We start from the raw sequence: 25,638 nt of genomic DNA on the forward strand, positions 1-25,638 counted from the left end.
AGGGCAGAGACGACAAGCCCCGGCAGGGGCCGGGGACTCGTCGGTTCATGGCGCGGAGCGCGACAAGGCAGACTTAGAACAGCTCGACCGTGCCGGCACCCATGCTCTGCTGCGCCACCGGCTTGTGCGGCGGACGCTCCCACTCGGTGCGCATGTCGCGCAGGCGGTTGCCGACCCGCTGCAGGGCGTCGAGCAGTTCGTGGTCGAACACGCCGCCATTGCGGTGCAGCAGTTCCTGCAGCGCCACGGCCTCGCGGTTGATCGCGGTCAGGCGGTCCAGGTGGGTGTGCACGCCGCCCAGGGCCTGGGTGGCGATGTCCTCGAACTGCAGGGCGCGCACCGCTTCGGCGACGCTGCTGTCGATGGCGCGGCCGCACTCGGAGATCTCGCGCATGCCGTCGCCCAGCGAGTGGTTGATCGCGGCCACGTTGTCCAGCATCGCCGCGGCCTCGGCCCGCGCCTCGCGGGAGCGGTCCATGTCGCGGGAGGCCATGTTCGAGACCGTCTCGCGGACCTTGGCGATGGCGTCCTTGGAGCTGTGCGCCAGCTTGCGGATCTGCTCGTTGAAGGTGGTCGAACGCTCGGACAGGTTGCGCACCTCGTCGGCCACCACCGCGAAGCCGCGGCCCGCCTCGCCGGCGCGCGCCGCTTCGATCGCCGCGTTCAGTGCCAGCAGGTTGGTCTGGTCGGCGATCGACTTGACGTCCTCCAGCAGGGCGAAGATGCCGTCCAGGTGCTGGGACATGTCGTCGATGTAGTGCACCGTGGTGCTGCTCTGGCCGCTGACCTGCTCCAGCGCCTCCACCAGCTGCTCCATGCGCTGGCTGGCATGCTGGGCGAAGCGGGCCACGTCCACCCCGGCGCCGCCGTCTTCGCCGGCGCGGTCGACGATGCGGGCCAGCGCCACGCTCTGCTGCCGCGACTTGCGGTTCATCGCCTCGAAGCTGCCACCCAGGCCGCTGACCGCCTGGCGGATCAGTTCGCGGGCACGTTCGATCTCCGAGCGCGAGCCCTCGATCTCGTTGCCGACGAAGCTGCGCAGCTCGGTCAGCAGGTGGTCCTGCTCGCGCATGACCTTGGCCTGCTCCGGCGAGCGCCGGCTCTGGCTGTACGCGGTCCAGCCGGCGAAACCGAGCCAGCTCAGCGTCATGGTGGTGAGGATGGCCCAACGGACCGGGGCCGGCCAATCGAAGCCGGCGGCGATGGGGAACAGCAGCGTCAGGGCGAGCGGGGCGGCCAGACGGATCAGGAGGCGTGAGTACATGGAAGTTCTCGGCAGATTCACGATTGCTGTATCGGCCGCCCCCCCCGGGTCTTTAGCAACGTGGTGCGCGGATCATCGAAACCTGCCGACATTCGTACGATCCGCGTCGCAGAACCACCGCGGGCGGCGCGCTGCCGGCCCGGCGCCGGCACCCCGGGGACTCAGCGCAAGGCGCGGTCCACGGTCTCGCGCATGCGCCGCTTGGCCAGCAGGAAATCCCACAGGCTGCCGCCCATCTGCCGCCACAGCACCGCCGAACGCACCGCCGCCAGCAGCAGTGCGCGGATCTCCGCCACCACCCCGGCCTGACCCAGGTAATGCGGGTTGCCCTGCACCATCACCCGCGGGCGCAGGTGGCTGATGGTGTCGGCGTAGAGCTGGCCCAACGCCGCGATCACCTCGGGGTGGGTGCTGTCGGCATGGCGCTCCAGCAGCGGCACGATCCGGGCCAGGCCGGCATCGACCTTGGCGTCGGTCTCGGCATCGCCGGCGAAGCGCCGTTCCAGCTGGATCACCGCCAGCGCCAGCCGCGGCAGCACCTCGTCCTGGCCCTGGTTGCGGAAGTAGTTGTGCAGCAGGCGCAGGCCCGGCGCCAGGTCGGCGCGGCGGCCATAGACCGCTTCGGGGCTGGGCGCGTCGATGCGGAACACGCTGTCGAGCAGGGTACGCACCAGCGACGCCTCGGACTGGCCGGTCTCGGCGATGCGCCGCACCTGCTGCAGAGCCTGGGCCATGCCCGCCAGCGCCAGCATGCGCGCGTCCATGGAATCGGTCATCGAATGGGGTCCTCGTGTACGGCGGGGGCCTGCTGCGCCAGGCGGCGCTCCAGCGGGGCATCGGTGGTGGCGATCACGGCGCCGCCCAGGCATTCCTCGCCTTGGTACAGCACCAGCGACTGCCCGGGGGTGACGGCGCGCTGCGGGCGCGCGAAGCGGACCGACAGAGTGCCGTCGTCGCCGACCTCGACCGTGCAGGGCTCGTCGGCCTGGCGGTAGCGGGTCTGCGCGGTGCACTCGAAGCGCTGCGCCGGCGGTGCACCGGCGATCCAGTGAGCGGCCTCGGACTGCAGCCCGTTGGCCATCAGGTAGGGGCTGTCGCGGTCCTGGTCGACGTACAGCACGTTGCGGGCGACGTCCTTGCCGACCACGTACCACGGTGCCGCGGCGCGGCCGCGTACCCCGCCGATGTTCAGGCCCTCGCGCTGGCCCAGGGTGAAGTAGAACACCCCCGGATGCTCGGCCACGACCTGCTCGTGCGGGTCGCGGATCTCGCCGCGCCGCGCCGGCAGGTAGCGGCCAAGGAATTCGCGGAAATCGCGTTCGCCGATGAAGCAGATGCCGGTGGAATCCTTCTTGGCGTGGGTCGGCAGGCCGGCTTCGCGGGCGATGCGGCGCACCTGTTCCTTGGGCAGTTCGCCGACCGGGAACAGGGTCGCGGCCAGTTGCGCCTGGCCCAGCTGGTGCAGGAAGTAGCTCTGGTCCTTGTTGCGGTCCAGCCCGCGCAGCAGCCGCCAGCGGCCGCCGAGGCTGTCCACCCGCGCGTAGTGGCCGGTGGCGATGCGCTCGGCGCCGAGCTCGCGCGCCGCGTCCAGGAAATGCTTGAACTTGACCTCGCGGTTGCACAGCACGTCCGGGTTGGGCGTGCGCCCGGCGGCGTATTCGGCCAGGAAGTGCGCGAACACGCCTTGCCAGTACTCCTGCGAAAAGTCGCGGAAATGGAAGGGGATGCCCAGTCGCCCGCACACCGCCACTGCATCGCGGCGGTCGTCGTCGGCACGGCAGTCGCCGCTGCCGTCGTCGGCCCAGTTCTGCATGAACAGGCCGGACACCGCCGCGCCCTGCTGGACCAGCTGCCAGGCCGCCACCGACGAATCCACGCCGCCGGAGACCCCGACCATGACCGCTGCGCCGCTCATGCCATCTGCCGCAGCAGATCCAGCGGGTAGCGGCGCCCGGCCAGGTAGTCGGCCACCACCTGCCACACCAACGGGCTGCGCCAGCGCGGCGCTTCGGCCTCCAGTTCGGCCGGGGTCATCCACAGCGCGCGCACGATGCCGGTGTCCAGCGGCCGCTGCGCATTGTGTGCGACCGGATCGGCGGCGAAGGCGAAGCGCAGGTAGTGGCGGCCGGTGTCGGCCTTCCACTGGTAGGCGCCGATGAACGCGGTCGGCTGCACCTGCCAGCCGGTTTCCTCCAGCGTCTCGCGCACCGCGGCCTCGATCAGGCTCTCGTCCGGCTCCAGGTGGCCGGCCGGCTGGTTCAACACCAGCGCACCGGCGATGGCTTCCTCGACCTGCAGCAGGCGCCCGTCGCGCACCACCACCGTGGCCACGGTCACGTCCGGCTGCCAGGGTTCCGCGGCCGCCGTCATCAGAACAGATCCTTGCCGCCGTTCAGTTCGGCGTCCATCGCGTCGGCGCCACGCGCGGCCGCCTCCAGTGCTTCGCGCAGCGCCGCATCGTCGGCATCGGCGGGGATCTTGACCACGAACACCGCGGTGCCGCCCTGGCGCACCCAGCCGCCGAGGATGTCCGACTGCGCATCCTCCAGCAGCCGGTTGGCGACCTTGGCGGGCAGGCTGTCGCCCTGCGCCTGGTAGGCCGGCGACCACACCTCGCGGATGCGGTAGCTGCCGAAGGTCTCCACCGGCGAGCGCACATAGGTGAGCTGCTTGCGCTCCTGCCCGTGGTCGCGCAGGCCGAACAGCACCTGATAGTCGCCGTCCTCGTCCGCCTGTACGTCGTAGCCCAGCGCCTGCAGGCGCTTGCCCAGCGCCGCATCCGGCGTCTCGGCGGCGGCCGGCAGGGTGGCGGCGAGCAGCGCGGCGAGCAGCGGAAGCTTGGGGAACATCGTCGAATGCATGCGGAGCGCCATCGAAAGGAGGGGAATTGTGCGGGCAGGGCCGGCGATCGTCCAATCCTGGCCGGCGGCCCCCGTATATAATGGGCGGATGCCCCGCAAGAATTCCCCCGAGCACGATCATGGCGTCATGGTGGAGACCGGCAAGCCGGAAGTCGCCCGCCCGCCCATGTATCAGGTGCTGCTGCTGAACGACGACTACACCCCGATGGACTTCGTGGTGACCGTGCTGCAGCAGTTCTTCTCCCTGGACCTGGAGCGCGCCACCCAGGTGATGCTGCACGTGCATACCCGCGGCCGCGGGGTGTGCGGGGTCTATACCCGCGAGGTGGCTGAATCCAAGGTGGCTCAGGTGAACGAGTTCTCGCGGATGAACCAGCATCCCCTGTTGTGCACGATGGAAAAAGCCTGATAGTGGGAGGCGTCGGTCACCGGTTTGCCCGGACTAACGCGGTGTGAACACACTGATCCGATAGGGTTGTGGAAATTCGCAACTCAAGCCACATATTGTCGGCAACAGACGTCGGAGTACACCATGTTCAGCAAAGATCTCGAGCAGACCATCGGCCAGTGCTACAAGCGCGCCCGGGAAGCCCGTCATGAGTTCATGACGGTGGAGCACCTGCTGTTGGCATTGCTCGACAATCCCTCCGCCCAGGCCGTGCTCAAGGCCTGCGGCGCCGACGTCGACCGCCTGCGCGGCGACCTGGAACAGGCCATCGAAGCCTCGGTGGCGCGCCTGGCCGACGACGATGGCCGCGACACCCAGCCCACCCTGGGCTTCCAGCGGGTGCTGCAGCGGGCCGTCTACCACGTGCAGTCCTCGGGCAAAAAGGAAGTCAGCGGCGCCAACGTACTGGTGGCGATCTTCGGCGAGAAGGACTCGCACGCGGTGTACTTCCTGAACCAGCAGGACATCACCCGTCTGGACATCGTCAACTACCTGTCCCATGGCATCGCCAAGATGGGCGAGGACGGCGAGCACGCCGCGCCGTCCGACGGCGAGCCCAAGGGCGAGGCGGGCGAGGGCGAGCCCAAGGGCGACGCACTGGCCGAGTACGCCACCAATCTGAACGAGCAGGCCCGCAACGGCCGCATCGACCCGCTGGTGGGCCGCGCCGACGAGATCGAGCGCACCATCCAGGTGCTGTGCCGCCGCCGCAAGAACAACCCGCTGTACGTGGGCGAGGCCGGTGTCGGCAAGACCGCCATCGCCGAGGGCCTGGCCAAGCGCATCGTCGAGGGCACGGTGCCTGAGGTGCTGGCCGACGCGGTGATCTTCTCGCTCGACCTGGGCGCGCTGGTCGCCGGCACCAAGTACCGCGGCGACTTCGAGAAGCGCCTGAAGGGCGTGCTGACCTCGCTGAAGAAGGTGCCCAACGCGGTGCTGTTCATCGACGAGATCCACACCATCATCGGCGCCGGTTCCGCCTCCGGCGGCACCATGGACGCCTCCAACCTGATCAAGCCGGCGCTGTCCTCGGGCGAGCTGCGCTGCATCGGCTCAACCACGTTCCAGGAGTATCGCGGCATCTTCGAGAAGGACCGCGCCCTGGCGCGGCGTTTCCAGAAGATCGACATCGTCGAGCCGACCGTGGGCGAGACCTTCGAGATCCTGCAGGGCCTCAAGCCCAAGTACGAGGCGCACCACGGCGTGACCTACGCCGACGATGCGTTGCAGGCGGCGGTGGACCTGTCGGTCAAGCACATCGGCGACCGGTTGCTGCCGGACAAGGCGATCGACGTGATCGACGAGGCCGGCGCGCGCCAGCGGCTGCTGCCGGAAGGCCAGCGCAAGGAACTGATCGACATCGAGGAGATCGAGACCATCGTCGCCAAGATGGCGCGGATCCCGGCCAAGCAGGTCAGCGCCACCGACAAGGACGTGCTGCAGCACCTGGAGCGCAACCTGAAGATGGTGATCTTCGGCCAGGATCCGGCGATCGAGACGCTGGCCTCGTCGATCAAGCTGGCGCGCTCGGGCCTGGCCAATCCGGAAAAGCCGATCGGCAACTTCCTGTTCGCCGGCCCCACCGGCGTGGGCAAGACCGAGGTCACCAAGCAGCTGGCGCTGCAACTGGGCATCGAGCTGGTGCGCTTCGACATGTCCGAGTACATGGAGCCGCATTCGATCAGCCGCCTGATCGGTGCGCCCCCGGGATACGTCGGCTTCGACCAGGGCGGCCTGCTGACCGAGAAGATCGTCAAGACCCCGCACTGCGTGCTGCTGCTGGACGAGGTGGAGAAGGCGCACCCGGACATCTTCAACATCCTGTTGCAGGTCATGGACCGCGGCGTGCTCACCGACACCAACGGGCGCGAGGCGAACTTCAAGAACGTGATCCTGGTGATGACCACCAATGCCGGTGCCACCCAGGCCTCGCGGCGCTCGATCGGCTTCACCCAGCAGGACCATTCCACCGATGCGATGGAGATCATCCGCCGCAGCTTCACCCCGGAGTTCCGCAACCGCCTGGACGCGGTGGTGCAGTTCCAGCCGCTGGCCTTCAGCCACATCCTGCGCGTGGTCGACAAGTTCGTGATCGAACTGGAGATGCTGCTGCAGGAGAAGCACGTGTCGCTGTCGGCGACCCCGACCGCGCGCGACTGGCTGGCCCAGCACGGCTTCGATCCGCTGATGGGCGCGCGGCCGATGGCGCGGGTGATCCAGGACAAGGTCAAGCGTCCGCTGGCCGACGAACTGCTGTTCGGCAAGCTGGTCAACGGCGGCCGCGTCACCATCGACGTGCGCGACGGCGAGCTGGTGGTGGAGACCCAGGCCGAGCCGGAGCGCCTGCTGCCGGCCACGGTGGACTGAGGCCGGGCCGACAGGCACGACGAAAGGCGGCTGCAGAGGCTGCAGCCGCCTGGCGAGGTCACCGTCGTTCCATCGTTGCAGACGCGAAAGGCGGCCAGTGGCCGCCTTCTTCATGTCCGCCCGTGGCGGATTACTTCATGCGGTAGGTGATGCGACCCTTGGTCAGGTCGTACGGGGTCATTTCGACCTTCACCCGGTCGCCGGTCAGGATGCGGATGTAGTTCTTGCGCATGCGGCCGGAGATGTGGGCGATGATTTCGTGCCCGTTTTCCAGCTTGACCCGGAACGTGGTATTGGGCAACGTCTCGCTGACGGTGCCTTCGAATTCGATGGAGTCGTCTTTCGACATGTAATCCTGTGCGATTCGGAACGGCCAAAGGCCTGAAGAGCGAGGATTTTACTCGCCTGGGCCGCGCCATGCAAAGTTTGCGTTAATCCCGCTCAGCCCTGGGCCAGTTCCGCGGCCGCCAGGGCGCCGAAGCGCAGCGTCCACGGCGCGGTCTCGGCAGTCGCCGCCACCAGCGACGCGATGGTGTCCAGGAACCGCGCACGCGGCCAGCGCTCGGCGCCCAGGCTGAGCAGGTGGTCGTTCTCCACCTGCGCGTCGATCAGCGGCCAGCCCCAGCCGTGCAGGCGCCGCGCCAGTGCCGCCAGCGCGACCTTGGAGCCGCCGCTGCGCGCACTGAACATGCTCTCGCCGAAGAACATGCGCCCGCGCGCCACCCCATAGATGCCGCCGACCAGCTCGTCGCCGTCGAACACTTCCACCGAATGCGCGTGGCCAGCCTGGTGCAGGGCCAGATAGGCGTCGCGCATCGGCGCGGTGATCCAGGTGCCGTCCTGGCCGCGGCGGGGGAGTTGCGCGCAGGCATCGATGACCTGGGCGAAGGCGGTGTCGGCGCGCACGGTCCACGGACAGTGGCGCAGGCTGCGGCGGAAGCGCGAGGACAGGCGTACGCCGTCGCTGCGGAACACGGTGCGCGGGTCCGGACTCCACCACAGGATCGGCTCGCCGTCGGAGTACCAGGGGAAGATGCCCTGGGCGTAAGCCGCGAGCAGGCGCGTCGGCGACAGGTCGCCGCCGACCGCGAGCAGGCCGTCCGGCTCGCGCAGGGCGCTGGACGGTGGCGGGAACGGGGCGGCGGGATCGGCCGCGAGCAGGACAGGGAGACGACGCATCGTCGGCAGCGTAGCCGATGCCTCAGGCGTCGTGGCGGAATGGCGAGTGGCGCTGCAGCGCCGCCGCGTGCTGGCGCACCTCGGCGCGTTCCTGCGCGCACCAGTCGGCCAGCGGCACACGGAAACCGGGGTCGGCGATCCAGTGGCGGCTGCGCACCAGCCGCGGCAGGAAGCCGCGGGCGATCTTGTGCTGGCCCTGCGCGCCCGGCTCGAAGCGGGTCAGGCCCTCGCGCAGGCAGTACTCGATGCCCTGGTAGTAGCAGGTCTCGAAGTGCAGGCCGGGCAGGGGCTCGCCGCCCCAGTACCGGCCGTACAGGGTGTCGCCGCCGCGCAGGCAGAACGCACCGGCCACCGGCGCGCCGTCATGCATGGCCAGGAAGATCAGCAGGTTGCGCGGCATCGTTCGCGCAAGATGCGAGAAGAAGTCCAGGGTCAGCGCCGGCGAATTGCCGTAGTCGTCGAAGGTGCGCAGATAGAAGCCGTACATCGCCTGCAGGTCGGCGGCGCTGGCCTCGTCGCCGTGCAGCACGCGGAAGCCGATGCCGGCGCGCTGCACCTTGGCCCGCTCCTGGCGGATGTTCTTGCGGTGCTTGTGGTCCATCGCGCCCAGGTAATCGTCGAACCCGGTCCAGCCGGCGTCGTTGTGCCACTGGTACTGCACGTCGTTGCGTTCCAGCCAGTCGGTGCCGAACGCGGCGTCCTCGTCGGCGCGGTGGAAATTGACGTGGGCCGAGGACAGGCCGGTGCGCTCGGTCAGCGCCCGCATGGCCGCGAGCAGGTCCTGCTGCGCCGCCAGGTCGCGGGCGAGCAGCCGCGGCCCGGTGACCGGCGAGTACGGCACCGCGCACAGCCACTTGGGGAAGTAGTCCTGGCCGTAGCGCGCGTAGGCGTGCGCCCAGGCATGGTCGAACACGAATTCGCCGTGCGAGTTGCTTTTGACGTAGCCGGGCGCCGCCGCGACCAGGGCCTCGCCGTCCCACACGGTGAGATGCAGCGGGCTCCAGCCCCAGTCCGGGCGCAGGCAGCCATGCTGCTCCAGGCCTGCCAGGAAGGCGTGGGCCACGAACGGATTGCGGCCGTCGTGCAGGGCGTCCCAGTCGGCGGCAGCGACCGTGTCGAGCTGGCGCAGCCAGCGGATTCGGCTCATCGCCGGCGCTGCTCGCGGTGGAAGGCGGCGCAGCGGCGGCTGGCGTCACCGGCCGCGCGCGCGGGCGCACGGCCGCTGCCGGCCTGACGCCGGCAGTTCAAGGCGTGCGCGGACTCAGGCACCCTTGTCCAGATAGCGCTCGGCGTCCAGCGCGGCCATGCAGCCGAAGCCGGCCGAGGTGATCGCCTGGCGGTAGTGCTGGTCGGCGACGTCGCCGGCGGCGAACACGCCCGGCACCGAGGTCTCGGTGGCAGCGCCGCCGAGGCCGGAGCGGATCTCCAGGTAGCCGTTGTGCATGGTCAACTGGCCGTCGAACAGCTGGGTGTTCGGGTGATGGCCGATGGCGACGAAGAAGCCGTGCGCCTCCAGGTCGCGGGTGCTGCCGTCCTGCACCGACTTGACCCGCACGCCGGTGACGCCGGCCTCGTTGCCCAGCACCTCGTCCACCTGGTGATGCCAGACGGTCTCGATCTTGCCGGCGGCGACCTTGGCGAACAGCTTGTCCTGCATGATCTTTTCCGCGCGCAGGGTGTCGCGGCGATGCACCAGGTAGACCTTGCGGGCGATATTGGACAGGTACAGCGCCTCTTCCACGGCGGTGTTGCCGCCGCCGACCACGACCACGTCCTGGTCCTTGTAGAAGAAGCCGTCGCAGGTGGCGCAGGCGGACACGCCGCGGCCCTTGAACGCCTCTTCCGAGGGAATGCCCAGGTACTTGGCGGTGGCGCCGGTGGCGATGATCAATGCATCGCAGGTGTAGTCGCCGCTGTCGCCGCTGAGCCGGAACGGGCGCTGCGACAGGTCGGCGGTATGGATGTGGTCGAAGATCACCTCGGTCTCGAAGCGCTCGGCATGCGCCTGCATGCGCGCCATCAGGTCCGGGCCCATCAGGCCGTGCGGGTCGCCGGGCCAGTTGTCGACCTCGGTGGTGGTCATCAGCTGGCCGCCCTGCTGCAGGCCGGTGATCACCACCGGCTTGAGGTTGGCGCGCGCGGCGTAGACCGCGGCGGTCCAGCCGGCCGGGCCGGAACCCAGGATCAGCAGGCGGGAATGCTTGGCGGAATTGGCGGCAGAGGGGCTCATGTATACTCGCGAACAGGGTGAAATGGCGGCGGAAACGCGGCGTAGCGCGGGTTCCGGCGAAGGCGCATAGAGTGGCGGCCGGCCTGGAACGAATCAAGCCGCGTGGCGGAAACGCTGCGGCCCGCTGCGACAGACAGCGGATTTCGCGCGTCGTTGCCCGCCTCGATCGGGCGCTGCCAGCGTCGGCCTGCGCAAGTCCGGACGATTCAGGTACCGACTGCTGAAATGCAAGGGCGAGTCGTTTATTATCAATCACTAACGATGCATTTCTAAGGTCTGGTCATAGCGTGGCGAAGCAGGTTCCGGAACGCGGCAAATCCCAGGGCGCCAACGCGGCGGCACGCAAGCAGGGCGCCGCGCCCAACCCACGCCGGCAGAAGCTGTGGCGCGATCTGGCGCTGATCGCGATCGCGCCGCTGTTGCTGTACCTGCTGGCCAGCCTGGCCACGTACTCGGCGACCGATCCAGGCTGGTCGCATACCGGCAGCGTGGTCGCGCCGGTGCACAACATGGGCGGCAAGTTCGGCGCCTGGATCGCCGACGTGCTGCTGCAACTGTTCGGCTACGTGGCTTTCCTGCTGCCGGTGGTGATCGGCGCGATCTCCTGGATCGCGCTGTTCGGCATGGACCAGGACGGCGATGGCGAGGCCGATCTCGGCCCGGCGCTGCGCCTGGTCGGCATCGTCGGCTTCCTGATCGCCGCCACCGGGCTGCTGCACCTGCGCTTGTTCGCCGGCGACGTGGCCGGGGCCGGCGGCATCCTCGGCAAGCTGGTCGGCAATTCGCTGGGCGCCGGCTTCGGCGCGCTCGGCGCCAACCTGTTCGTGCTGGTGCTGCTGCTGGTGTCGGTGACCCTGGCCACCGGGCTGTCCTGGTTCGCGGTGATGGAGCGCATCGGCAAGGCGGTGATGACCCTGCCGGCGCTGGCCCGCCGCGGCACCCAGCAGGCCAACGAATGGCAGCAGACCCGCGCCATGCGCGAGGAACGCGAGGAAGTGCGCAAGGTCGACGCGGTGCAGCGCGCCAAGCGCGAGCCGGTCAAGATCGAGCCGCCGCCGGCGCCGGTGGTGGAGAAGAGCGAGCGCGCCAAGCGCGAGCAGCAGATCCCGCTGTTCCACGGCACCGGCAGCGACCCGTCCGGGGTGCCGCCGCTGGCCCTGCTGGACGACCCCAAGCCGCAGGCCAAGGGCTATTCCGAGGAGACCCTGGAAACCCTGTCGCGGCAGATCGAGTTCAAGCTGAAGGACTTCCGCATCGAGGCGCAGGTGGTCGGCGCCTATCCGGGCCCGGTCATCACCCGCTTCGAGATCGAACCGGCGCCAGGCATCAAGGTCAGCCAGATCAGTTCGCTGGACAAGGACATCGCCCGCGGCCTGTCGGTGAAGTCGGTGCGCGTGGTCGACGTGATCCCGGGCAAGTCGGTGATCGGCCTGGAGATCCCCAACGTCAGCCGCGAGATGATCTATCTCAGCGAGCTGCTGCGCTCCAAGGAATACGACAAGTCGGCCAGTCCGCTGACCCTGGCCCTGGGCAAGGACATCGCCGGGCGTCCGACCGTGGCCGACCTGGCGCGCATGCCGCACCTGCTGGTCGCCGGTACCACCGGCTCGGGCAAGTCGGTGGCGGTCAACGCCATGGTGCTGAGCCTGCTGTACAAGGCCTCGGCCAAGGACCTGCGGATGCTGATGATCGACCCGAAGATGCTCGAACTGAGCGTCTACCAGGGCATCCCGCATCTGCTGGCGCCGGTGGTCACCGACATGAAGGAGGCCGCCAACGGCCTGCGCTGGTGCGTGGCGGAGATGGAGCGCCGCTACAAGCTGATGAGCGCGGTCGGCGTGCGCAACCTGGCCGGCTTCAACAAGAAGGTCAAGGATGCGCAGGACGCCGGGCAGCCGCTGATGGACCCGCTGTTCAAGCCCAACCCGGACCTGGCCGAGGCGCCGAGGCCGTTGGACACACTGCCGTTCATCGTCATCTTCATCGACGAATTCGCCGACATGATGATGATCGTCGGCAAGAAGGTCGAAGAGCTGATCGCGCGCCTGGCGCAGAAGGCCCGCGCCGCCGGCATCCACCTGATCCTGGCCACCCAGCGCCCGTCGGTGGACGTGATCACCGGCCTGATCAAGGCCAATATCCCGACCCGCATCGCCTTCCAGGTCAGCTCCAAGATCGACTCGCGCACCATCCTCGACCAGTCCGGCGCCGAGACCCTGCTGGGCCATGGCGACATGCTGTACCTGCCGCCGGGCACGGCGATGCCGGACCGCGTGCACGGCGCCTTCGTCAGCGACGAGGAAGTGCACCGGGTGGTCGAGCACCTCAAGGCCAGCGGCCCGGCCGACTACATCGAGGGCGTGCTCGACGAAGTGCAGACCATGGGCGACGGCACCGTGATCGGCGCCACCGGACTGCCCGAAGCCGGCGGCGGTGGCGGCGACGAATCCGACCCGCTGTACGACGAGGCCCTGCGCATCGTCACCGAGACCCGCCGCGCCTCGATCTCCGGCGTGCAGCGGCGGCTGAAGATCGGCTACAACCGCGCCGCGCGGCTGATCGAGGCGATGGAAGCCGCCGGCGTGGTCAGCCCGCCCGAACACAACGGCGACCGCAGCGTGCTGGCGCCGCCGCCGCCGAAGTGACGCGCACCGCGCCGTCCGCCGGCCGTGGCCGGCGTCTGCCTGACCGGAGGCCTGCGCGCGCCTCGCGCTGGCTGTTCGGCGCGGCGCTGCTGGCGCTGTCCGGCCTCGCCGGCGCGCAACCGGCGCCGGCCGCGCATTCCAATGCCGACCAGACCGCGGGCGCGGCGACTGCCCCCGTGGTCAGCAACAACTACAGCTACGTGCGCTACCGTGCCGATTACGAGGTGCGCGAGGACGCCACCAGCGTCGAGACCGACGAGTACGAGCTGCTGCTCAAGACCAAGGCCGGCGTCGACCAGTTCAGCCAGGTGCGGCTGGGCTACAGCGAGAAGCTGGAGACGCTGGAGGTGCTGGCCGCCTACACGTTGACTCCGGACGGGCTGCGCCACGACGTGCCGGCCGACAAGATCTATACCCAGGAGAGCTATTCCAGCGCGACGGCGGCGATGTACGCCGACCGCAAGGTCAAGGTGGTGGTGTTCCCCAACCTGATGCCCGGCGCGCGCCTGGTGTACCGGGTGCGGCGCACCCAGAACGTGCCGTACTTCCCCGGCTACTTCAGCCTATGGGAGACCTTCAGCGTGTTCTCCCAGTACGACGACGCCACGGTGACCCTGGTGGCGCCGCGGCGCCTGCAGATGCACCTGTACACGCGCGGCGTGCAGGGCAGCGATACGCCGACGATCGACGGCGAACAGGCCCGCTGGGAGTGGCGCTACAGCCGCCGCGAGCCGATGAAGAGCCAGAACTGGTCGGCGGCCACCTGGGAATTCAGCCCGACCATCATGGCCAGCAGCTTCCGCCGCTGGTCGCAGATGGCCCAGGCCTACCAGCACAGCAGCGCCGCCGCCGCGCAGGTCACGCCCAAGGTGCGCGCCCGCGCCGAGCAGATCACCGCCGGCATCGTCGATCGCCGCGCGCAGGCCGCGGCGCTGTACGAGTGGGTGGCGCGCAACATCCGCTACGTGGCGGTGTACCTGGGCAACGGCGGGCTGCAGCCGAACAGCGCCGACAGCATCCTCGACAACCACTACGGCGACTGCAAGGACCACACCGTGGTGCTGGAAGCGCTGCTGGCGGCCAAGGGCATCGCCAGTACGCCGGTGCTGATCGGCGCGCAGGGCGGGCCGACCCTGCCGGAGGTGCCGGTGCTGGGCCGGTTCAACCACGCCATCACCTATCTGCCCGAGTTCAAGCTGTACGTGGATTCGACCAGCCCATACGCGCGTTTCGGCCAGTTGCCGGCCGGCGATCTGGGCGCGCCGGTGCTGCACACGGCCGACGGCACCGTGGCGCGCACGCCGCCGGACGACGCCAAGCGCAACCGCTACCTGGCCGAGACCGACTACCGCTTCGACGCCGACGGCGGCGTCAGCGGCATCACCCGGCTGGATAGCGGCGACGTCGGCGAGGTCGGCCTGCGCACGATGTTCGTGCAGCTCAACGCGCAGAACCGCACCCGCATCGAGGAGTCGATCATCGCCGCGTCCGGCTTCGACGGCAGCGGCGAGTTGCTGCTGCAGGGCACGCCGCAGGACCTGAGCCGGCCGTTCGGCTACGCCTACCGCTTCCAGGCCCACGACTACGTCGACTTCGGCGTGGTTGGCGGCATGAGCCTGCCGTTGATGCCCGGCGCCGATTCGGTGCGCGGGGTCTACAGCACCGCCTCGGCCGAGCGCAACCTGACCCCGTTCTACTGCAACGACAACGCGCGCAGCGAGACCTACCGGCTCACCTTCCCGGACAGCGTGCCGATCATCGCGATTCCGGCCGACACGCATTTCCGCAACGCCGCCGGCGAGTACGCCGCGACCTGGGTGCGCGACGGGCAGACCGTGACCGCCACGCATACGCTGCACCGCCGCGCGATCCACGGCCCGGCGGCGCTGTGCCAGCCGCAGGACTACGCCGCCTTCCGCGAGCTGTACCAGCAGGTGCGGCGCGGCTTCCGCGGCCAGATCCTGTACGGCGACCTCGGCCGGATGCAGACCGGGCCGTAGACCTGGCGCGGCCGGCCATCCTCTGATCGCCTATTCAGGCGCGGCGCGTCACACTTCCCACACTCCATCCGGAAACCCATCCGCATGCTTCGCACACTCCGCTACACCGTCCTCGCCACCGCGCTGCTGGCCGGCTCCGCCTTCGCCGGCGCCCGCGAGGACCTCACCGCCTTCACCCGCGGGCTGAAGGGCCTGGACGGTCAGTTCGCGCAGAAGGTCTACGACGGCAAGGGCACGCTGAAGGAAAGCTCCAGCGGCCGCGTCGCGCTGTCGGCGCCGCGCCTGTTCCGCTGGGAGTACCGCAAGCCGTATACCCAGCTGATCGTCGCCGACGGCAGCAAGGTCTGGGTCTACGACCCGGACCTGAAGCAGGCCACGGTGCGCGCACAGGGCAGCGAGGAGCAGAACAGCCCGCTGACCGCGCTGATCGACCCAGGCAAGCTCGACCGCCAGTACGACGTCAGCGAGGAGGCGGTGGCCCGCGACGGGCTGCAGTGGCTGACCATGACCCCGAAGGTGGACACCGAGGCCAGCTTCCAGATGGCCAAGCTCGGCTTCGACCGCAACGGCCTGGCGCGTATGGAAGTGGTCGATCCGGTCGGCCAGCGCACCGACATCAGCTTCAGCGACTGGAAGCGCAATCCGGCCTTCGCCGCGGGCACCTTCCGCTACGTCCCGGACAAGGACGTGGACGTGGTCGGCGACCGCTGAGCCAGCCGCCCCGCCGCCGCGCGCCGGGTCGGTGCGCGGCGGCCTTTCCGCTCAGTTGGGGCAGGTCTGCACTTCGATGCTGACGTGGCCCAGCGTGGCCACGCCCTGCAGGCGTGCGTGGTAGAACGCCGCCGGCCGCGGCTTGTGCGTCACCAGCGACACGATCGCCGCATGCTGGCCGGGGCCGACCCGCCACACGTGCAGGTCGGCGATGCGCTCGTCGTCCTGCTGCAGGCGGTCCCGGATCTGCGCCTGCAGCGCCGCCGGCGCCGAGGCGTCGAGCAGCACCGCGCCGGTGTCGCGCAGCAGCGCCAGCGACCAGCGGGCGATGACGATGGCGCCGACGATGCCCATCAACGCATCGGTCCAGGTCCAGCCCAGGTACTTGGCCAGCAACAGGGCGACGATCGCCATCACCGAGGTCAGCGCGTCGGCCAGCACGTGCATGTAGGCCGAGCGCAGGTTGTGGTCGGCGTGCGTGTGGCGGTCGTGGCTGTGCGTCGGCGCAGGCGCGGCATGGGCGTGCGCATGCCCGTGGTGATCGTGCGGGTGGTGATGGCCGTGACCGTGCGCGTGATCGTGGTCGTGATCGTGGTCGTGCCCATCGTGGTGCGCGTGCGCATGGTTGCCATGCCGGTGCGCGGCATGAGCGTGGTCGTGATAATGCCCGTGCCCGTGCCCGTGCCCGTGCCCGTGCCCGTGACCGTGACCATGGCCATGCCCGTGATCGTGGTGGTGATCGGCGCCGAGCATCCAGGCGCTGAGCAGGTTCACCAGCAGGCCCAGCGCCGCGATCCACAGCGCCTCGTCGTAGGCGATATGGACCGGCTGCGCCAGGCGCAGTGCCGACTCCACGCCGATGCCCAGGGCGATCAGCGCCAGGATGAGCGCGCTGGAGAAGCCGGCCAGGTCGCCGACCTTGCCGGTGCCGAAGGTGAAGCGCGGGTTGTGCCGGTGCCGGCGCGCGAACCAGTAGGCGAAGCCGGCCAGCGACAGCGCGCCGGCATGGGTGGCCATGTGCAGGCCATCGGCCAGCAGCGCCATCGAGCCGGTCCACCAGCCAGCGACGATCTCCACGAACATCATCGCGGCGGTCAGCGCCACCACCGACCAGGTCCGGCGCGCATTGCGCTCGTGGCGGGTGCCGAGGAAGTCGTGCTGATGGGTGAACGCGTCCAGGGTGTCGTGGTGGCTCATGGCGGGGTCGGCCGGGCAGGGAGGCGCCGCGATTCTAGCGCTGGCGTCGGTGCCACGCAGGATTGCGGCACGGCGTATACGGGCCTCGGCGATAGAATGGGCAGATGGCCAAACGCAGACCCTTCGCTTCCGATACCCCCGACCTGTTGAGCGTCGACCGCGAGGCCATGCGCCCGCTGGCCGAGCGCATGCGTCCGCGCACGCTCGACGAGATGGTCGGGCAGAAGCGCCTGCTGGCGCCGACCAGTGCGCTGCGCCGTGCGGTCGCGTCCGGCCGGGTGCATTCGATGATCCTGTGGGGGCCGCCGGGCTGCGGCAAGACCACCCTGGCGCTGCTGTTGGCGCAGTACGCCGAAGCCGAGTTCAAGGCGATCTCGGCGGTGCTGTCCGGCCTGCCGGAGGTGCGGGGGGTGCTGGCCGAGGCCGCGCAGCGTTTCGCCGACGGGCGCCGCACGGTGCTGTTCGTCGACGAGGTGCATCGCTTCAACAAGGCGCAGCAGGACGCGTTCCTGCCGCATATCGAACGCGGCACCATCCTGTTCGTCGGCGCCACCACCGAGAATCCCTCGTTCGAGCTGAATTCGGCGCTGCTGTCGCGCTGCCGCGTGCACGTGCTGGAGGCGGTGTCGCCGCAGGACATCGCCGAGGCGCTGCAGCGGGCGCTGCACGATCCAGAGCGTGGGCTCGGCGCCGAGCCGTTGCGGGTCTCCGATGCGGCGCTGCTGGAGATCGCCGGCGCCGCCGATGGCGACGTGCGGCGCGCGCTGACCCTGTTGGAAATCGCCGCCGAACTGGCCCAGGACGAGGGCGGGGAGATCACTGCGCAGACCCTGCAGCAGGTGCTGGCCGACCGCACCCGCCGCTTCGACAAGGGCGGCGAGCAGTTCTACGACCAGATCTCGGCGTTGCACAAGTCGGTACGCAGCTCCAATCCGGATGCGGCGCTGTACTGGCTCACGCGCATGCTCGATGGCGGCTGCGACCCGTCCTACCTGGCACGGCGGCTGACCCGCATGGCGATCGAGGACATCGGCCTGGCCGATCCGCGCGCGCAGTCGATGGCGCTGGAAGCCTGGGATATCTACGAGCGCCTGGGCAGCCCCGAAGGCGAACTGGCCTTCGCGCAGCTGGTGCTGTACCTGGCCAGCACTGCCAAGTCGAATGCCGGCTATGCCGCGTTCAACCAGGCCAAGGCCGAAGTGCGCGAGACCGGCACCCAGGAGGTGCCGCTGCACCTGCGCAACGCGCCGACCAAGCTGATGAAGACCCTGGGTTATGGCGCCGACTACCAGTACGACCACGATGCCGAGGGCGGCATCGCCCTGGACCAGACCGGCTTTCCCGATGCGATGGGCGAGCGCGTCTACTACCGGCCGGTGGAACGCGGCCTGGAGATCAAGCTCAAGGACAAGCTGGATCGCCTGCGCGCCGCGCGCGAGCAGGCGCGGGCTGACAAGGCCGGGCGATCGGCTTCATAATCGGCGTACAGGAGATGGCATTCCTCCTCGAACCGCCCGCAGCATTGCGCGCTGATGATGCCTGCCCAACCCCCGCCGGGGTGGCAGGCGTGCGCCCCGGCATCGTCCTTGTGGAGAATCCGATGCCCGTTCCTTCTCTTTTTTCTGCTGCCGCTCCCGCGTTCGTTTCGCGGAGGCGCGCATGAACCTGACCCTGTGGTGGCAGCAATTGCTGCTGGCGATGGCCGGCGGTGCGGTCGGCTCCGGTCTGCGTTTCGCGGTGGGCAGTGCGCTGCTGCAGCGCTACGGCGCCGGCTTCCCGTGGGGTACGCTGGCGGTGAACCTGGCCGGCGCCTTCGTCGGCGGTTTCCTGCTGGTGTGGATCGAGGGTCGCGGCGCCAGCGCGCCGTACTGGCGGGCGCTGCTGATCGTCGGCCTGGTCGGCGGGCTGACCACGTTCTCCTCGCTGATGATGGAAAGCATGGTGTTCGTGCGTAACGGCCGCCTCGGCATGGTGCCGTTGTACCTGGCGATCACCCTGGCGGCGGGGCTGGTGCTGGTGTTCGCCGGCGCGCGCACCGCGGCCGAACTGCGGGCACCGACGGTGACCGCCGACCGCTGAGCGAGGCGGGGCGCCTAGCCTAATAGGGCCGCGCCCACGCCCAGCGGCGGCGCCAGCAACGCCAGCGGCACGATCAGCCGCGGCCGGTACGGCAGCAGGCCCAGGGTCAGCAGCGCCGCGCTGGCGCTGAGCGAGCCCACCCACAGCACCGGGCCGATGCCCCAGCCGCGCGCGGCCACGCAGCAGGCGAACGCCGTGCCCAGCAGCAGCCAGCCGGCGGCCTGCAGTTGCCGCAGGCGCGGCGCGGTGGCGCGGCGTGCGCCGTACAGGTCGAGTTGGTGCTTCTCCATGCCCAGGCACAGCGCGACGAAGCCGGAGAAGGCCAGGCACAGGCCGAGGACGGTCATGCGGCCTCCGTGGCCAGGACCGGCTTGCCAGATCCGCCGCGGTCGCGGGCGCGGCGTTCGGCCGCCGACAGCGGCGGTTGCCAGCGCTGCATGCGCCGCGCGGCCAGCGCCAGCGCGATACCGAGTAACAGGCAGACCAGGTCGAATCCGGCCAGCGCCCAGTCGCCGGCCAGCAGGCTCACGCCCAGGTGCGCATCGGTGGTGACGGCGTTGAGCAGCGGCAGCAGGCCGAACAGTGCCGCGCCCGCGTACAGTTGCCAGGCCCACATCGCGCGCTTTGGCCACACCTGCGCGGCGACCAGGGCCGCGGCCCAGGCCAGGAAGAACACCGCCGCTTCGCTTTCCGGGCGCGATTCCAGGTGCAGCGGCAGCAGCCGGTTGCCCCAGAAATAGGCGGCGAAGGCGATCGGCAGCCCGGCCACGGTGCCGATGTTGAGTGCGTCGACCAGACGCAGGCCCAGGCCGATGCGGCCGGCCTTGGCGTGCTTGGGCCGCTCCTTGACCGCCCACAGGATCGCGCCGCTGGCCACCATCAGGCAGCCGAGCAGGCCGCAGCCGAAGAACAGCCAGCGCAGCCAGGGACCGGCGAAGTGCGCCAGATGCAGGCCGTACAGGGTGCTGCGGGTTTCCGCGGCGGCGCCGAGTTCGCCGCTGCGGCCGAGGATCTGCCCGCTTGCCGCGTCCAGCAGCAGCGACGGTGTGCTGTAGCCCAACCGCTGGCCGTCGCCCTGGCGGATCTGGATCGCCGCGGCGGCGTCGCCGGCGTTGTACACGGTGAAGCCGGCGATCGGCGCCTGCGCGCCCCATTCGCGGCGGGCCACGTCCAGCAGTTGCGCGATCGGCAGCATGTGCCCCGGCGTGCCGCTGGCCTCGCGCAGGTTCTGCGGCTCCTGGAACGCTTCGGCATAGAACGCCTGCTCGGCGTCCGGATAGGCGGTCTGGATGCCCCAGGGCAGGTACATCAACATCAGCGTGACCAGCCCGGTGTAGGTGATCATCGCGTGGTAGGGCAGGGCGAGCACCGCGCTGGCATTGTGGAAGTCCAGCCACGAGCGCTGGCCCTTGGCGGGGCGGAAGGTGAAGAAGTCCTTGAAGATCTTCTTGTGGGTGATCACGCCGCTGATGATCGCCACCAGCATGAACATCGCGCAGAAGCCGACGATGTAGCGCGCCCACAGCGCCGGGATGTAGTGCAGGTCGAAGTGCAGGCGGTAGAAGAAGTCGCCGCCGCGGGTCTCGCGTGTCTCGCTGGCCTCGCCGCTGACCGGGTCGAGCAGTGCGTTGCCGAACAGTTCCTTGCGGCTCGGGCGGCTGCCGTCGGCCGGCGGCGGATTGCGCCAGAACAGGTCGGTGAACGGCGCGCGCGGGTTGGCCAGCGACACGAACCATTGCGGCGACTGCGGCGCCTCGCGCTGCAGCAGCGCCACCGCGCGTGCGGCCACCACGTCGGTACTCGGCTGCGCACGCGGCAGTTCCGGGCGCATCCACTGGCTGATCTCGTTGCGGAAATAGCTGGCGGTGCCGGCCATGAAGATCAGCAGCAGCACCCACGACACCAGCAGGCCGCTCCAGGTGTGCAGCCAGGCCATCGATTGGCGGAATCCCTGCTTCATGGCGCGTGCTGCTGCAGCCAGGCGATGGCCAGCGCCATCGGCGCCAGCAGCGCGGCGATGCCCAGCCAGGCGCGCCCGGCGCTGCGCGCGGCGAACGCCCACAGCGCGGTGCAGGCGCAGACCAGGATGCCCAGCATCATGCCGCTCAACACCGCCTGCGCACGCACCGATGGCCAGAGCAATGGCAGCAGCACGGAGGTGGCCGCGGCCAGCGCATAGCCGCCGACGATCGCGGCCAGGGTCCGCGCCAGCACGCTCAGCCAGGGCGGCCAGGTGCGCCCTGGCGGCTTGGCCGAAGCGTCAAGATCGCGAAGCGAAGTGGAAGAAGACATGCAGGCCCGTGGTAAAGGCACCGGCTGGGCAGCGAGGCAGCGCGTGGCGACGGTGGTGGATGGCAGTTGGTTAATGATACTCATTCTTATTATTGCGGCGCAAATGTGGAGTGAACACCGTCCCGGTAGCGAATGCGGCAACACAGAGGTCGCGGTACGCCGCCGGGCAGGGATGCATCGTTGCGTGTCCCGTGATCGCGCCTCGCTGATGCGCACGTGCGGCGCATATGCACGGGCGACCAGCCAGTTGACGGTGGCGGTGTCCGCCGGACTTCTGCACCATCGACAACGCCATTTACCAAACGGGTGCATGTCATGAAGATTTTGATAGTCGATGAAAACCGAACGATGCGGCGCATCACTCGCCATCTATTGCGCCAGCTCGGCTACGAGGACGTGGTGGAAGTGAACGATGGCGAGGCAGCGCTGGCGGCAATGCGCGCGCAACGGATTGATTTGGTCATTGCCGACGCAAATACGGAGCCGATGAGCGGCCTAGAGTTGTTGCAGTGGGTTCGCTACGACGCAGGACTGAAAGACACGCCGTTCGTGATGCTAGTAATGGACGATCGCAGCGAGAAAATTATCTCAATCCGCGAGGCCGGAGTGAGCGCGTACCTCGTCAGGCCGTTCACGGCGGACACGTTGAAGCAGACCCTGGACTATTTCGTTTGAACGGACCGCCGGCGTCCATTCGGTCGATGCGACGATTTCAACGCGGCTCGGTGCTAGCCGCTGGGACGGGCGTGGTGACCATCGCTTCTGCAGCGGCGATCTTCTGCGTCACCGCCTCGCGCAGTGGCGACGACGCCGGCAGCAAGGTAGACAGATGGTGCCAGTCGCCGGCCGCATCGGCATAGCGCTGCTGCTGGAAGGCGGCGATGCCGTGCATCCATAACGCGCGCTGATTGTCCGGCTGCTGCGCCAGCACCCGGTCGAGCATGGCGCGTGCGGCGCTGCCCACCGTGAGATCGGCGCGTTGCGCCATGTCGGTCTCGGCCCAGCCGAGCAGGGCCTCGACGTTGTCCGGGGCGACCCGCAGCGCCTGCGCATAGGCCTGCTGCGCTTCGTGCGGGTGCTGCGCCTGTTGCGCATCCCAGGCCTGCTGCAGCCAGCCTTGCAGCAGTTGCGCGGTCTGGTCCGGCGCGGGCGGCGGCAGCGGTTGCAGCGGGACGCCGGCCAGGGCCGCGGGTGTGCCGATCCGCCAGTACAGGCCGGCGCCCAGCAACGGCAGCAGCAGCGCAAGCAGCAGCGCGACGCCGCGTTGCCGACCTGCGCCGGAACGCTGGACGAGCAACGGGCGCAACACCGCGAACAGGGCAATGCCGAGCATCGCGGCGGCGGCGAGCAGAAAGCCGGGCGTCACCAGGCGTCCTCCGCTTCCGTCGTGACGGCGCCAAGGGCGCGGCGGCGTTGCCGCAGCGTCGCCAGCATTATCGTGGCGCCGCCCAGCAGCAACAGTGCCGGCCCGAACCACAGCAGCCAGGTGCCCGGCGCCAGCGGCGGGTCGTACAGCACGAAGGCGGAGTAGCGATCGACCATGTACTGCTTGATCTGCGCATCGCTGCGCCCGGCCTGCAGTTGCGCGAACACCTGATGGCGCAGGTCGCGCGCCAGCGTCGCGTCGGAGTCGGCCAGGTTCTCGTTCTGGCACACCAGGCAGCGCAACTGCGCGGTCAGGTGCTGGAAGCGTTGTTCCTGCGCGCGGTCCTTGAACGGGAGTGGGTCCACTGCCTGGGCGAAGGCCGGCAATGCACCGCCCAATAGCCACAGCAGCACCAACAGCCGCCACCACGGCGTGCGCCTGCGCGTCCGTGCGACCAGCACGCTCATCGACGTGCTCCCTTGAGCGCGGCAATCGCCGGACGCAGTTCGTCTGCCAGCACCTGCGGCGTCAGTACGCCGACGTGCTTGTAGCGGACCACGCCTTCGGGATCGATCAGGAAGGTCTCAGGCGCGCCGTACACACCCAGGTCGATCGCCTGCTGGCCATCGGCGTCCACCAGCACCAGCGCATACGGATTGCCGCGCTGCGCCAGCCAGTCGCCGGTGTCGTGCGGCGCGTCGCGGTAGGCGTAGCCGACCAGGGGCACACCCAGTTGCCGGGCCTGCGCCATCAGCAGCGGATGCTCCTCGCTGCAGGCCATGCACCAACTGCCGAACACGTTGAGCAGATACGGGCGGCCGCGCAGTTCCTGGCTGCCGCTGCGCAGGTCCGGGCGGTCCAGGCGCGGCAACGCGAATGCCGGCACCGGCTTGCCCAGCAGCGGCGAAGGGACCTCGCGCGGATCGTGGCTGCGGCTCCACCACAGGCCGAACCCGAACAACGCGGCCAGCAGCACGAACGCGGCCAGCGGCAGCAACCGGCTCATGGTACGGCTCCGGCGAGCGCGGCCGGCGTGGCGGGGTTGTCCGCGGCCGGCTGCGCACGCAAGCGGCGCGCGCCGGCGCTGACGAAGCCACCGAGCATCATCAGCAGGCCGCCGGCCCAGATCCAGCGGATGAACGGCTTGTCGTACAGGCGCAGGGTCCAGCCGTACTCGATGTGCTGGTCGTCGACCGGCTCGCCCAGGGCGACGTACAGGTCGCGCAGCACGCCGGCGTCGATCGCCGCCTCGGTCTGGATCCGCTCGCTGCTGTACAGGCGCTTCTGCGGATGCAGCACCGCCACTACGGCGCCGTCGCGCAGCACGCTCACCGTGCCTTGCTCGGCCTTCCAGTTGGGGCCATCGACCAGGCGCACGCCATCGAAGCGAAAGCTGTGCGCGCCGATCTGCGCGCTCTGGCCGGGATCCAAGCGCACATCGCGTTCCACCGACAGGCTTTCCGACAACAGCACACCGGCCATGAACACCGCGACCCCGGCATGCGCCAGCAGCATGCCGGCCAGTTCGGCGGGAAAGCGCCGGCCGCGCGGGGCGCTGCGCCAGCGGGTCAGCGCATACAGGGCGGTGCCGACGCCGACCCAGGCCGCGGCGGCGACGCCGGCCACCGCGCGCAGCGTGCCCGCGCTCAACAGCCACGCCAGCAGCGCGCAGGCCAGTGCGGCCAGCCCGGCGCGCGCGGCCACCGCGCGCAGTGCGCCAGGTTCGGTGCGGCCCCAGCGCAGGTAGGGACCGAACGGCAACAGCAGCACCACCGGCAGCATCAGCAGCGGGAACAGCAGGCCGAAGTAGGGCGGCCCGACCGAGATCTTGCCCAGCCGCAGCGCATCGCCGAGCAGCGGGAACAGCGTGCCCAGCAGCACCATCGCCGCGGCCACGCTGAGCATCAGATTGCCGACCAGGATCGCGGTCTCCCGCGACAGCGCGGCGAACGGCTTGCCTGCGGCCAGGCGCGGCGCACGCAGCGCGTACAGCAGCAGCGAGCCGCCGACCACCAGCACCAGGAAGCCGAGGATGTACAGGCCGCGACGCGGGTCGGCGGCGAAGGCGTGCACCGAAGTCAGCACGCCCGAGCGCACCAGGAAGGTGCCCAGCAGCGACAGCGAGAACGCCAGGATCGACAGCAGCAGGGTCCAGGCGCCGAGCGCGCCGCGTTTCTCGGTGACCGCCTGGGTGTGGATCAGCGCGGCGCCGACCAGCCACGGCATGAAGCTGGCGTTCTCCACCGGGTCCCAGAACCACCAGCCGCCCCAGCCCAGCTCGGCATAGGCCCACCAGCTGCCGGCAACGATGCCGGCGCTGAGAAAGCCCCAGGCGACATTGGTCCATGGCCGCGCCCAGCGCACCCAGGCCTGCTGTTGCTCGCCGCCGAGCAGGGCGGCGATGGCGAAGGCGAAGGCCACCGAGAAGCCGACGTAGCCGGTGTACAGCACCGGCGGATGCAGCACCATGCCCGGATCCTGCAGCACCGGATTGAGCTCGCTGCCGTCGCGCGGCATCGGCGACAGCCGTACGAACGGGTTGGAGGTGAACAGGACGAAGGCCAGGAAGCCGCTGGAGATCAGCCCGAGCACGCCGAGCACGCGCGCGGCGAAGGCCTCGGGCAGATGCCGGCCGCTGCGTGCCAGCGCCACCGTCCACAGGTTGAGGATGGCGATCCACAGCAGCAGCGAGCCTTCGTGCGCGCCCCACACCGCGGCCAGCCGGTAGTACCAGGGTTGCGACAGGTTGGCGTTGGCAGCGACATAGCGCACCGAGAAATCCAGTTGCAGCAACACGTAGCCGAGCAGGCCGAAGGCCAGCCAGGCGAAGCCGGCCTGGGCGTAGGCGGCCGGCCGCGCCACCGCCATCCAGGCGCGCTGGTCGCGCCAGGCGCCGAGCAGCGGCAATACGGCCTGCACCAATGCCAGCAGCAGGGCCAGGATCAGCGCGCACTGGCCGAGTTCGGCGCTCATCGCGCGTCGTTCCCGGCGCGGTGGGG

25 protein-coding genes and 1 riboswitch are annotated in these 25,638 nt (G+C 69.6%); of the genes, 8 read left to right on the plus strand and 17 right to left on the minus strand.

Annotation, left to right across the window (positions count from 1 at the left end; genetic code table 11):
* Nucleotides 1-73 precede the first annotated feature (73 nt).
* The 5 genes from SLW56_RS18355 to SLW56_RS18375 form a co-directional block, all read right to left on the minus strand.
* Complete coding sequence (locus SLW56_RS18355; RefSeq protein WP_017908265.1) at nt 74-1,264, minus strand: methyl-accepting chemotaxis protein; 1,191 nt, start codon at nt 1,262-1,264, stop codon at nt 74-76.
* Nucleotides 1,265-1,425: 161 nt separating this feature from the next.
* The gene (hflD, locus tag SLW56_RS18360) at nt 1,426-2,040 is read right to left on the minus strand and encodes a high frequency lysogenization protein HflD (RefSeq protein ID WP_320695270.1); all 615 of its coding nucleotides are present in this window, start codon (nt 2,038-2,040) and stop codon (nt 1,426-1,428) included.
* Nucleotides 2,037-3,179: a tRNA 2-thiouridine(34) synthase MnmA gene (gene mnmA / locus SLW56_RS18365; RefSeq protein ID WP_320695271.1), complete on the minus strand. Its 1,143-nt coding sequence runs from the start codon at nt 3,177-3,179 to the stop codon at nt 2,037-2,039. Before mnmA ends, hflD begins: the two co-directional genes overlap by 4 nt.
* Entirely contained in the window at nt 3,176-3,634 is a 459-nt protein-coding gene (locus tag SLW56_RS18370; RefSeq protein WP_295907269.1) for an NUDIX hydrolase, read from the minus strand. The genes mnmA and SLW56_RS18370 overlap by 4 nt, the downstream gene beginning before the upstream one ends.
* Complete coding sequence (locus tag SLW56_RS18375; protein WP_152236881.1) at nt 3,634-4,137, minus strand: hypothetical protein; 504 nt, start codon at nt 4,135-4,137, stop codon at nt 3,634-3,636. Before SLW56_RS18375 ends, SLW56_RS18370 begins: the two co-directional genes overlap by 1 nt.
* A gap of 76 nt (nt 4,138-4,213) precedes the next feature.
* On the opposite strand from SLW56_RS18375, the gene clpS reads away from it, so the two are divergent.
* Together clpS and clpA are read left to right on the plus strand one after the other, a co-directional pair.
* Nucleotides 4,214-4,534 carry an ATP-dependent Clp protease adapter ClpS gene (gene clpS / locus SLW56_RS18380; protein WP_010341728.1) on the plus strand — a complete coding sequence of 107 codons (321 nt, stop codon included), beginning with the start codon at nt 4,214-4,216 and terminating at the stop codon, nt 4,532-4,534.
* Between the two features lie 123 nt (nt 4,535-4,657).
* Complete coding sequence (gene clpA, locus SLW56_RS18385; RefSeq protein WP_043091985.1) at nt 4,658-6,940, plus strand: ATP-dependent Clp protease ATP-binding subunit ClpA; 2,283 nt, start codon at nt 4,658-4,660, stop codon at nt 6,938-6,940.
* 130 nt (nt 6,941-7,070) lie between these two features.
* Here the strand turns inward: clpA and infA are convergent, their stop codons facing one another.
* The 4 genes from infA to trxB all read right to left on the minus strand — a co-directional run bounded on the left by infA (nt 7,071) and on the right by trxB (nt 10,349).
* The gene (infA, locus tag SLW56_RS18390) at nt 7,071-7,289 is read right to left on the minus strand and encodes a translation initiation factor IF-1 (protein WP_004425677.1); all 219 of its coding nucleotides are present in this window, start codon (nt 7,287-7,289) and stop codon (nt 7,071-7,073) included.
* A 92-nt stretch (nt 7,290-7,381) separates the two neighbouring features.
* The gene (aat, locus tag SLW56_RS18395; RefSeq protein WP_295907266.1) at nt 7,382-8,119 is read right to left on the minus strand and encodes a leucyl/phenylalanyl-tRNA--protein transferase; all 738 of its coding nucleotides are present in this window, start codon (nt 8,117-8,119) and stop codon (nt 7,382-7,384) included.
* Nucleotides 8,120-8,141: 22 nt separating this feature from the next.
* Nucleotides 8,142-9,266 carry a GNAT family N-acetyltransferase gene (locus tag SLW56_RS18400; RefSeq protein WP_320695272.1) on the minus strand — a complete coding sequence of 375 codons (1,125 nt, stop codon included), beginning with the start codon at nt 9,264-9,266 and terminating at the stop codon, nt 8,142-8,144.
* A 114-nt stretch (nt 9,267-9,380) separates the two neighbouring features.
* On the minus strand, nt 9,381-10,349 hold the full coding sequence (gene trxB / locus SLW56_RS18405; RefSeq protein WP_209248633.1) for a thioredoxin-disulfide reductase: 969 nt from the start codon (nt 10,347-10,349) through the stop codon (nt 9,381-9,383).
* Nucleotides 10,350-10,636: 287 nt separating this feature from the next.
* Here trxB and SLW56_RS18410 point away from each other — a divergent pair, with 287 nt between their 5' ends.
* The 3 genes from SLW56_RS18410 to lolA all read left to right on the plus strand — a co-directional run bounded on the left by SLW56_RS18410 (nt 10,637) and on the right by lolA (nt 15,705).
* Entirely contained in the window at nt 10,637-12,994 is a 2,358-nt protein-coding gene (locus tag SLW56_RS18410; RefSeq protein WP_017909556.1) for a DNA translocase FtsK, read from the plus strand.
* A gap of 200 nt (nt 12,995-13,194) precedes the next feature.
* The gene (locus SLW56_RS18415) at nt 13,195-14,994 is read left to right on the plus strand and encodes a DUF3857 domain-containing transglutaminase family protein (protein WP_320695290.1); all 1,800 of its coding nucleotides are present in this window, start codon (nt 13,195-13,197) and stop codon (nt 14,992-14,994) included.
* Nucleotides 14,995-15,078: 84 nt separating this feature from the next.
* A complete protein-coding gene (gene lolA / locus SLW56_RS18420) occupies nt 15,079-15,705 on the plus strand; it encodes an outer membrane lipoprotein chaperone LolA (protein ID WP_152236884.1) in 627 nt (208 codons plus the stop codon).
* Nucleotides 15,706-15,756: 51 nt separating this feature from the next.
* On the opposite strand, the gene dmeF is transcribed toward lolA, so the two are convergent.
* A complete protein-coding gene (gene dmeF / locus SLW56_RS18425) occupies nt 15,757-16,902 on the minus strand; it encodes a CDF family Co(II)/Ni(II) efflux transporter DmeF (RefSeq protein WP_320695273.1) in 1,146 nt (381 codons plus the stop codon).
* A gap of 104 nt (nt 16,903-17,006) precedes the next feature.
* Here dmeF and SLW56_RS18430 point away from each other — a divergent pair, with 104 nt between their 5' ends.
* Nucleotides 17,007-18,380 (plus strand): replication-associated recombination protein A, encoded by a 1,374-nt coding sequence (locus SLW56_RS18430; RefSeq protein ID WP_150409089.1) that lies wholly within the window; start codon nt 17,007-17,009, stop codon nt 18,378-18,380.
* Nucleotide 18,381: 1 nt separating this feature from the next.
* A riboswitch (Fluoride riboswitch) is annotated at nt 18,382-18,451 on the plus strand.
* Nucleotides 18,452-18,561: 110 nt separating this feature from the next.
* Nucleotides 18,562-18,981 carry a fluoride efflux transporter CrcB gene (gene crcB, locus SLW56_RS18435; RefSeq protein ID WP_017909551.1) on the plus strand — a complete coding sequence of 140 codons (420 nt, stop codon included), beginning with the start codon at nt 18,562-18,564 and terminating at the stop codon, nt 18,979-18,981.
* 14 nt (nt 18,982-18,995) lie between these two features.
* Here the strand turns inward: crcB and SLW56_RS18440 are convergent, their stop codons facing one another.
* From SLW56_RS18440 to SLW56_RS18450, 3 genes are read right to left on the minus strand one after another with little or no spacing between them, the layout of a single operon-like run.
* Entirely contained in the window at nt 18,996-19,328 is a 333-nt protein-coding gene (locus SLW56_RS18440) for a DUF3325 domain-containing protein (RefSeq protein WP_043091995.1), read from the minus strand.
* Nucleotides 19,325-20,941 (minus strand): PepSY-associated TM helix domain-containing protein, encoded by a 1,617-nt coding sequence (locus SLW56_RS18445; RefSeq protein ID WP_267099847.1) that lies wholly within the window; start codon nt 20,939-20,941, stop codon nt 19,325-19,327. The genes SLW56_RS18440 and SLW56_RS18445 overlap by 4 nt, the downstream gene beginning before the upstream one ends.
* The gene (locus SLW56_RS18450; protein WP_295918500.1) at nt 20,938-21,273 is read right to left on the minus strand and encodes a DUF3649 domain-containing protein; all 336 of its coding nucleotides are present in this window, start codon (nt 21,271-21,273) and stop codon (nt 20,938-20,940) included. Before SLW56_RS18450 ends, SLW56_RS18445 begins: the two co-directional genes overlap by 4 nt.
* Nucleotides 21,274-21,588: 315 nt before the next feature.
* Between SLW56_RS18450 and SLW56_RS18455 the strand changes: the two genes are divergently transcribed.
* Nucleotides 21,589-21,948: a response regulator gene (locus tag SLW56_RS18455; protein ID WP_295918503.1), complete on the plus strand. Its 360-nt coding sequence runs from the start codon at nt 21,589-21,591 to the stop codon at nt 21,946-21,948.
* A gap of 37 nt (nt 21,949-21,985) precedes the next feature.
* Here SLW56_RS18455 and SLW56_RS18460 read toward each other — a convergent pair whose 3' ends face one another.
* The 4 genes from SLW56_RS18460 to SLW56_RS18475 are packed head-to-tail and all read right to left on the minus strand — an operon-like array spanning nt 21,986 to nt 25,612.
* The gene (locus SLW56_RS18460) at nt 21,986-22,639 is read right to left on the minus strand and encodes a tetratricopeptide repeat protein (RefSeq protein ID WP_295918506.1); all 654 of its coding nucleotides are present in this window, start codon (nt 22,637-22,639) and stop codon (nt 21,986-21,988) included.
* On the minus strand, nt 22,636-23,106 hold the full coding sequence (locus tag SLW56_RS18465; protein ID WP_320695274.1) for a cytochrome c-type biogenesis protein: 471 nt from the start codon (nt 23,104-23,106) through the stop codon (nt 22,636-22,638). The genes SLW56_RS18460 and SLW56_RS18465 overlap by 4 nt, the downstream gene beginning before the upstream one ends.
* Nucleotides 23,103-23,645, minus strand: a complete 543-nt coding sequence (locus SLW56_RS18470) for a DsbE family thiol:disulfide interchange protein (protein ID WP_295918512.1) — start codon at nt 23,643-23,645, stop codon at nt 23,103-23,105. The genes SLW56_RS18465 and SLW56_RS18470 overlap by 4 nt, the downstream gene beginning before the upstream one ends.
* Entirely contained in the window at nt 23,642-25,612 is a 1,971-nt protein-coding gene (locus SLW56_RS18475) for a heme lyase CcmF/NrfE family subunit (RefSeq protein ID WP_320695275.1), read from the minus strand. The genes SLW56_RS18470 and SLW56_RS18475 overlap by 4 nt, the downstream gene beginning before the upstream one ends.
* Nucleotides 25,613-25,638: the final 26 nt, after the last annotated feature.

It is taken from the genome of Xanthomonas sp. LF07-6 (assembly GCF_034105445.1).
Lineage (GTDB): Bacteria > Pseudomonadota > Gammaproteobacteria > Xanthomonadales > Xanthomonadaceae > Xanthomonas_A > Xanthomonas_A sontii.